Origin of the sequence: Enterobacter sp. CGMCC 5087, assembly GCF_003144775.1 — a bacterium.
In the GTDB taxonomy this organism is placed as follows: domain Bacteria; phylum Pseudomonadota; class Gammaproteobacteria; order Enterobacterales; family Enterobacteriaceae; genus Enterobacter; species Enterobacter cloacae_M.
In genome coordinates this window covers 1-6,664 of sequence record NZ_QFXN01000307.1, presented here as the reverse complement: position 1 = coordinate 6,664, position 6,664 = coordinate 1, and the positions used below count along the sequence as shown (strand labels likewise).

6 protein-coding genes are annotated in these 6,664 nt (G+C 60.7%); all 6 read left to right on the top strand.

Annotated elements, in window-relative coordinates:
* Positions 1-452 precede the first annotated feature (452 nt).
* From DEO48_RS25045 to DEO48_RS25020, 6 genes are read left to right on the top strand one after another with little or no spacing between them, the layout of a single operon-like run.
* Positions 453-1,172, top strand: coding sequence for a FadR/GntR family transcriptional regulator (locus tag DEO48_RS25045; protein WP_023334601.1), 720 nt, complete (start codon positions 453-455; stop codon positions 1,170-1,172).
* Positions 1,169-2,182 carry an ABC transporter ATP-binding protein gene (locus DEO48_RS25040; RefSeq protein ID WP_109846597.1) on the top strand — a complete coding sequence of 338 codons (1,014 nt, stop codon included), beginning with the start codon at positions 1,169-1,171 and terminating at the stop codon, positions 2,180-2,182. Before DEO48_RS25045 ends, DEO48_RS25040 begins: the two co-directional genes overlap by 4 nt.
* Positions 2,179-3,261: an ABC transporter ATP-binding protein gene (locus DEO48_RS25035; RefSeq protein WP_109846596.1), complete on the top strand. Its 1,083-nt coding sequence runs from the start codon at positions 2,179-2,181 to the stop codon at positions 3,259-3,261. Before DEO48_RS25040 ends, DEO48_RS25035 begins: the two co-directional genes overlap by 4 nt.
* A gap of 2 nt (positions 3,262-3,263) precedes the next feature.
* A complete protein-coding gene (locus tag DEO48_RS25030; protein ID WP_181367059.1) occupies positions 3,264-4,778 on the top strand; it encodes an ABC transporter substrate-binding protein in 1,515 nt (504 codons plus the stop codon).
* A gap of 18 nt (positions 4,779-4,796) precedes the next feature.
* Entirely contained in the window at positions 4,797-5,738 is a 942-nt protein-coding gene (locus tag DEO48_RS25025; protein WP_109846595.1) for an ABC transporter permease, read from the top strand.
* A gap of 2 nt (positions 5,739-5,740) precedes the next feature.
* Positions 5,741-6,616 (top strand): ABC transporter permease, encoded by an 876-nt coding sequence (locus DEO48_RS25020; protein ID WP_109846594.1) that lies wholly within the window; start codon positions 5,741-5,743, stop codon positions 6,614-6,616.
* The last annotated feature ends 48 nt before the right edge of the window (positions 6,617-6,664 follow it).

Below are 6,664 nucleotides of genomic sequence, written 5' to 3'. Positions count from 1 at the left end.
CGGTAGTTCAGTCGGTTAGAATACCTGCCTGTCACGCAGGGGGTCGCGGGTTCGAGTCCCGTCCGTTCCGCCACTATTCAGAAGGCCTGAATCAGAAATGATTCAGGCCTTCGTCGTTTCAGCCTTCTGTAATCTCATCCTCTCACTTATTGTTAACATAAAGTTAATATGCATGGTGCAATTTATTAACAATTGCACAGGTGTAGTGCATTATTTGCACTATGGTTGTGCATTTCTCCATCGATCTTCTCCTCGCACCTCGTTCAGAATGTTTCTTTCTGTAAAAATAATTCACGCAGAATCATTTGGTTAACTCCTGCTTTCCAAAAATATGCCGAACCAATTAATTATTGGTTTGGTTATTGCTTAATCATTAGCACGATAAGCTTCATTCCATATCAATAACTTATCGTTAATAAAAATAAAGCAATGATGAAAGCGAGCGAACCAATATGGAAAAACCGTCACGGTTTCTGGCAAATTCCAGCACCGCGCTTGAGCAGCTGCGCGGGCTTATCAACCAGCATGAGTCAACACCAGGCATACCGCTGCCCACGGAACGTGAGCTGTCGGACACTCTCGGCGTAGGACGACGCGAAGTGCGTCGTGCGCTGGACGTGCTGGAAGAAGAGGGCCGCATCTGGCGTAAGCAGGGCAAAGGGACCTTTATTGGCCCGGCGGCACCTGTTGAACCGCTGGCCCTTCAGGGATTGGTTCAGCAGACCAACCTTCTGGAAGTGATGGAAGCTCGTCTACAGCTCGAACCCGGCTTAGCCCGGCTTGCGGCACTGCGTGCCACCAGGGAAAACCTCGCGCTCATGCAGCGTATGCTGGAACGCATCGACAAGGTCAGCCCGGATGACCGCGATCTCAACGAACTCTGGGACAGCGCCTTTCACCGGGCAATTGCCGAGGCGGCGGGCAACCGTCTGATGCTCGGCCTGTTTGATGCCATTGATGCCGTTCGGCGCGAACCGGGCTGGCAGCATCTGCGCGAATTAGCCCGCACGCCCGAACGTGTCGACAGCTATAACGACCACCACCATAAGATCATGTCTGCGATTATCCATCGCCAGCCTAATGAAGCCGCGGCCGCCATGCGCGAACACCTGCTCAGCCTGCAAACCGCCCTGATTCAGGCGATCCACCTTGAGGACGACTTCACGCCATGACGACAATACCCTTTAAGGACGCCACGCCCGTATTGCGGGTGCAAAACCTCAACGTTACGTTTGCTGGCTCGCCGGCTAGCGTGCTTGATGGTATCTCGCTGAGCGTCAGGGCGGGCGAAACGCTGGCGCTGGTGGGAGAGTCCGGCTGCGGGAAAAGTATCACCTCACTGGCGCTGATGGGGTTACTGCCCGCCAGCGCGCAGATTGTCAGCGGCGAGATGCAGTTTCGCCGCCACGATCTGCGAAAGCTCTCGCCGCGGGAATATGCCGACCTGCGCGGCAGCGAGCTGGCGATGATTTTCCAGGAGCCGATGACCTCGCTCAATCCGGCGTTTACGCTGGGGGATCAGCTTAGCGAAGCGGTTATGCGGCACCAGAACGTCTCGCGCGCAGAGGCGATGAAGGTCGCGCTGCAGATCCTCGAGAAGGTACAGATCCCGGCGGCAGAGATGCGCCTGAAAGCATATCCCCACCAGCTTTCCGGCGGCATGCGCCAGCGGGTGATGATTGCGATGGCGCTGATTAACCATCCCAAACTGCTGATTGCCGACGAGCCCACCACTGCGCTCGACGTCACCATCCAGGCGCAAATCCTCGCCTTGCTCAACGCCTTAAAAGAGGAAACCGGCACGGCGGTGCTGATGATCACCCACGATTTAGGCGTCGTAGCAGAAGTCGCCCAGCAGGTAGCGGTGATGTATGCCGGACAGGTGGTGGAGCAGGGGAGCGTGGAGGCCATCTTTGCCGACCCGCAGCATCCGTACACCATCGGCCTGATGGGCTCGATTCCTTCACTTGGCGCACGCAAGGGCCAGCTCTCCACCATTCCCGGATCGGTCCCGCTCCCGGAATCCATGCCGAAAGGTTGCCGTTTTGCCACCCGCTGTCCGTTTGCGCAGTCGCGCTGCCATGCTGAAAAACCGCAGCTCACCGCGCTCGGCGCGGGCCATAAGGTCGCCTGCTTCCGCGTGCCGCTCGAACAGCACATTGCCCTGGGAGAAATCGCATGACCACGCCCATTCTTGAAGCCCGTGACCTCAGCAAGCTTTTCCCCGGCCCCAAAAAACTCTTTACCCCGGCACGGTTTGTCACCGCGGTCGATCGCGTTTCGCTTGCCGTGATGCCGGGCGAAACGCTGGCGATCGTCGGCGAGTCCGGCTCCGGGAAATCTACCCTCGGTCGTCTGCTGTTGCGCCTGCTGGCCGCCAGCGAAGGGCGCGTGTTTTACCAGGGGGAAGAGATCACCGACGCCTCCGGTGCCCGCCTGAACCAGCTCCGGCGCGAGCTGCAGATTATCTTCCAGGATCCCTTCGCCTCGCTCAACCCGCGCATGACGGTGGAGCAGATCGTCGGGGAGCCGCTGTGGCTGCATCAGAACATGAAAAAAGCGGATCGCCAGTACCGCGTTGCCGAGCTGCTCAAAACCGTTGGCCTGCCTGCCGCCTGGGCCGGGCGCTATCCGCACGAGTTTTCCGGCGGGCAGCGCCAGCGTATCGGCATTGCGCGCGCGCTGGCCTCGGGACCGAAACTGCTGCTGGGCGATGAGCCGGTGTCCGCGCTGGACGTCTCCGTTCAGGCGCAGGTGGTCAACCTGCTGGAAAGCCTGAAGCACCAGCTGGGGCTGACGATGGTGATTGTCGCCCACGGTCTGGCGGTGATCCGCCACATGAGCGATCGCGTGGCGGTCATGTATCTCGGGCAAATCGTCGAGCTTGCCACCGTTGACGAGATTTTTGACGCGCCGCTGCACCCCTATACTCAGGCGCTGATCGCCTCGGCGCCGCAGATGCAGCCGGGCACTGAACGCGACGCGCCGCTGCTGCAGGGGGATCTGCCCAATCCTGCCAGCCCGCCGTCCGGCTGCCGTTTCCACACCCGCTGCCCGTACGTCACCGATGAATGCCGCCAGGTTGAGCCGATCAATCAGGTGCTCGACGGCGGACGTCAGGTTGCCTGCCACCGCTGGCAGGAGATCAACCGCGATCGCAGCGTTATTCAGATAGCACCGCCATCCGCCGCCTTTCTGCGCCGCCGCGCGCTGTTTGAACACGCGGCCACTCACTCGTCTCTTCCTTCAAGGAACTCATGATAATGACAATGCGTAATTCTCTTTTGACCGTACTGGGAAGTGTTATGTTGCTTGGCGCGGCGCTGCCCGCCCATTCTGAAAGCGTGCTGCGGGTCGGCCTGGGCGCTGACCCGGACATGCTCGACCCGCATCTGGCGCGCACCTACTATGGCCGCTTCGTCTTTGCCTCCTTGTGCGACAGGCTGGTGGACGTGGATGAAAATCTGAAGGTCGTCCCCGGCCTGGCTAAAGACTGGGCGTGGAGTGACGACGGTAAAACCCTGACGCTCAATCTGCGCGAAGGCGTCACCTTCCACGACGGTGAGAAATTCGATGCCGCCGCGGCAAAATACAATCTCGACCGCGCCCTGACCTTAAAAGGCTCTCTGCGTAAAAGCGAGATCTCCTCCGTTGAATCGGTCGAGGTCACCGGCCCGATGCAGATTGCGCTGCACCTGAAGACCCCCGATGCCGCGCTGCTGATGCAGCTCACCGACCGTGCGGGCGCGATGATGGCCCCCGAGGCGGCGAAAAAGCCTGACTTTGCCGCCCACCCGGTCTGCTCCGGCCCGTACAAGTTCGACAGCCGCGTGTCCCAGGACCGCATCGTGCTGACCCGCTTCGACAACTACTGGAACAAAGACGCCTACCACTTCGACAAAATCATTTATCTGCCGATCCCGGATGCCTCCGTGCGCCTCGCGAACCTGCGCGCGGGCGATCTCGACCTGACCGAAGGCATCGCCGCCAGCGACGTTAAAACCGTCGAAGCCGACAGCAAGCTGGCGCTGGCGAAGGTAACCGGCCTGGGCTATCAGGGCATCACCTTCAACATCAACAACGGCAAGGTGCCGGCCAACGATCCGTTCAAGGACGCCCGCGTGCGCGAGGCGTTTTCTCAGGCCATCGACCGCGATGCGTTAAACCAGGTGGTCTTCGAAGGGCTTTACACCCCGGCTAACCAGGCGTTTTCCCCGGTCAGCCCGTATCACGTTAATCTGCCGGTCCCGCCGCGTGACGTCGACAAAGCCAAAGCGCTGCTGAAGGCGGCAGGCGTCACCGCGCCGCTGACCGTCAACCTGCTGGTGCCGAACAACCCTACCTCACAGCAGGTGGGTCAGGTATTGCAGGCGATGGTCGCCGAGGCCGGATTTAACCTGAACCTGCAGATGACCGAATTCGCCACGCTGCTCGACCGCCAGCAAAGCGGCGACTATCAGCTGAGCTTCTCCGGCTGGTCGGGACGCCCGGATCCGGACGGCAGCATCTACGGCTTTATCAACAGCAAAGGCACGCTTAACGACGGCCGCTACAGCAACGCGCAGGTCGATGAGTGGCTGACCCAGGCGCGCCAGAGCACCGACCAGGCCGCACGCCAGCCGCTGTACGACAAGGTGGTGAAGCAGCTACAAACCGACATGCCGATTGCCTATCTCTACTTCGAGCCGCGCATTTTCGGGCTGAACAAAAGCGTGCAGGGCTTTAAGCCGTACCCGGACGGCATCGTGCGTCTGGCGGGTTTGACGCTGGCGAAATAAAGGTCCTGAGGAGAACCCATGCTGGAACTGATTTGCAAACGTCTGCTGCTGGCTATACCAACCCTGCTGCTGGTGAGCATGATGGTCTTCGGTCTGCAAAAGCTGCTGCCCGGCGACCCGCTAATCGCCATGGCCGGGGAGGAGCGCGACCCGGCGGTCATCGCCCAGCTGCGCGCGGAGCTGAACCTCGATGCGCCGATCCCCGTGCAGTATTTCCACTGGCTGACGCGGGCGCTGCAGGGCGATCTGGGCGTCTCCTTACGCACGCACGAACCGGTGACGCAGCTGATCGCCAGCAAGCTGCCGGTCACGCTGGAGCTGTCGCTGCTGGCGATGATTATTGCGCTGGTGTTTGGCATCAGCATGGGGATCCTCGCGGCGGTGAACAAAAACAGCTGGGTCGATCACGGGGCGAACTTCGTGGCGATCTCGGGGATCTCGATCCCGCACTTCTGGCTGGGGATCCTGCTGATACTGGTCTTTTCGGTGAACCTGCAGTGGCTGCCCGCCTCCGGCTACGTGCCGTTCAGTGAAGATCCGCTTCAGAACCTGCGCACGCTGCTGCTGCCCGCGGCCGTGCTCGGAACCGGCCTCGCGGCGACGCTGATGCGCCACACCCGCGCCTCGATGATTGCCGTGCTGAAAGCGGATTACATCCGCACCGCGCGGGCGAAAGGGCTGCTGCCGAAGGCGGTGATCCTAAAGCACGCGTTTCGCAACGCGCTGGTGCCGGTCATCACCCTCACTACGCTGCTGTTCGGCGAGCTGCTGGGCGGCGCGGTACTGACCGAGCAGGTCTTCACCATTCCGGGCTTCGGCAAGATGATCGTCGACTCGGTATTTAACCGTGACTACGCGGTGGTGCAGGGCGTGGTGCTGATCGTGGCGATCGGCTTCCTGATGCTCAACCTGCTGGCCGACGTGCTCTACGTCCTTATCAACCCGAAAATGCGAGGTTAACCATGGCGGAACTGACGACGCAAACCCTAGCCCCCGCGCTGCCGCGCGCGCAAAACCGGGTGCTGAAGAAATTCCTCGCCAACAAAAGCGCGGTGATTGGCGCGGTGGTGGTGGGCTTCTTTGTGCTGGTGGCGCTGCTGGCGCCGTGGATCGCCCCGTTCGACCCGGTCAAAGCTAACTTCCTGGCGGTGCGCAAAGCGCCATCGGCGATGTACTGGTTCGGCACCGACGAGCTGGGGCGCGACATTTTATCCCGCATAATCTGGGGAGCTCGCACCTCGCTGATGGCGGGCTGTATGTCGGTCGTTATCGCGGTGGTCATCGGCGTGCCGCTGGGTCTGGTGGCGGGTTACTTCCAGAAGATGTGGGACGGAGTGATCTCGCGGTTTATTGAGGCGCTGCTGGCCTGTCCGTTTCTGATCATGGCGATCGCGCTGGGGGCGTTTTTGGGCCCGAGCCTGACCAACGCGATGATTGCCATCGGTCTTTCGGCGATGCCGATCTTCGCTCGCCTGACGCGCGGCCAGGTGATCGCCATTCGCAACGAAGAGTACATCGACGGCGCGCGGGCGATTGGTCTGCCGGATCGCTGGATCATCATCAAATACGTCCTGCCCAACGTGATGTCGCCGATCCTCGTGCAGGCCACGCTGGCGATTGCCTCGGCGATTATAGCCGAAGCCAGCCTGTCGTTTTTAGGGCTGGGGCAGCAGCCGCCCAATCCGTCATGGGGCTCCATGCTCAACACCGCGAAAGGGTTTCTGGAGCAGGCGCCGTGGATGTCCGTTTTCCCCGGCGTGGCGATTTTCCTCGCCGTGCAGGGCTTTAATTTACTCGGCGACGGGCTGCGCGATGCGCTCGATCCGCGCCACGACTAAGGAGTCATGATGACCAAAGCGCTTGATTTTACGTCCGGTTACGCTTCA

What these genes read in the sequence shown, in the direction of transcription:
- DEO48_RS25025 (WP_109846595.1), top strand. Translation starts at nt 4,797, where the DNA reads ATGCTGGAACTGATTTGCAAACGTCTGCTGCTGGCTATACCAACCCTG.
- DEO48_RS25030 (WP_181367059.1), top strand. Translation starts at nt 3,264, where the DNA reads ATGACAATGCGTAATTCTCTTTTGACCGTACTGGGAAGTGTTATGTTG.
- DEO48_RS25045 (WP_023334601.1), top strand. Translation starts at nt 453, where the DNA reads ATGGAAAAACCGTCACGGTTTCTGGCAAATTCCAGCACCGCGCTTGAG.
- DEO48_RS25035 (WP_109846596.1), top strand. Translation starts at nt 2,179, where the DNA reads ATGACCACGCCCATTCTTGAAGCCCGTGACCTCAGCAAGCTTTTCCCC.
- DEO48_RS25020 (WP_109846594.1), top strand. Translation starts at nt 5,741, where the DNA reads ATGGCGGAACTGACGACGCAAACCCTAGCCCCCGCGCTGCCGCGCGCG.
- DEO48_RS25040 (WP_109846597.1), top strand. Translation starts at nt 1,169, where the DNA reads ATGACGACAATACCCTTTAAGGACGCCACGCCCGTATTGCGGGTGCAA.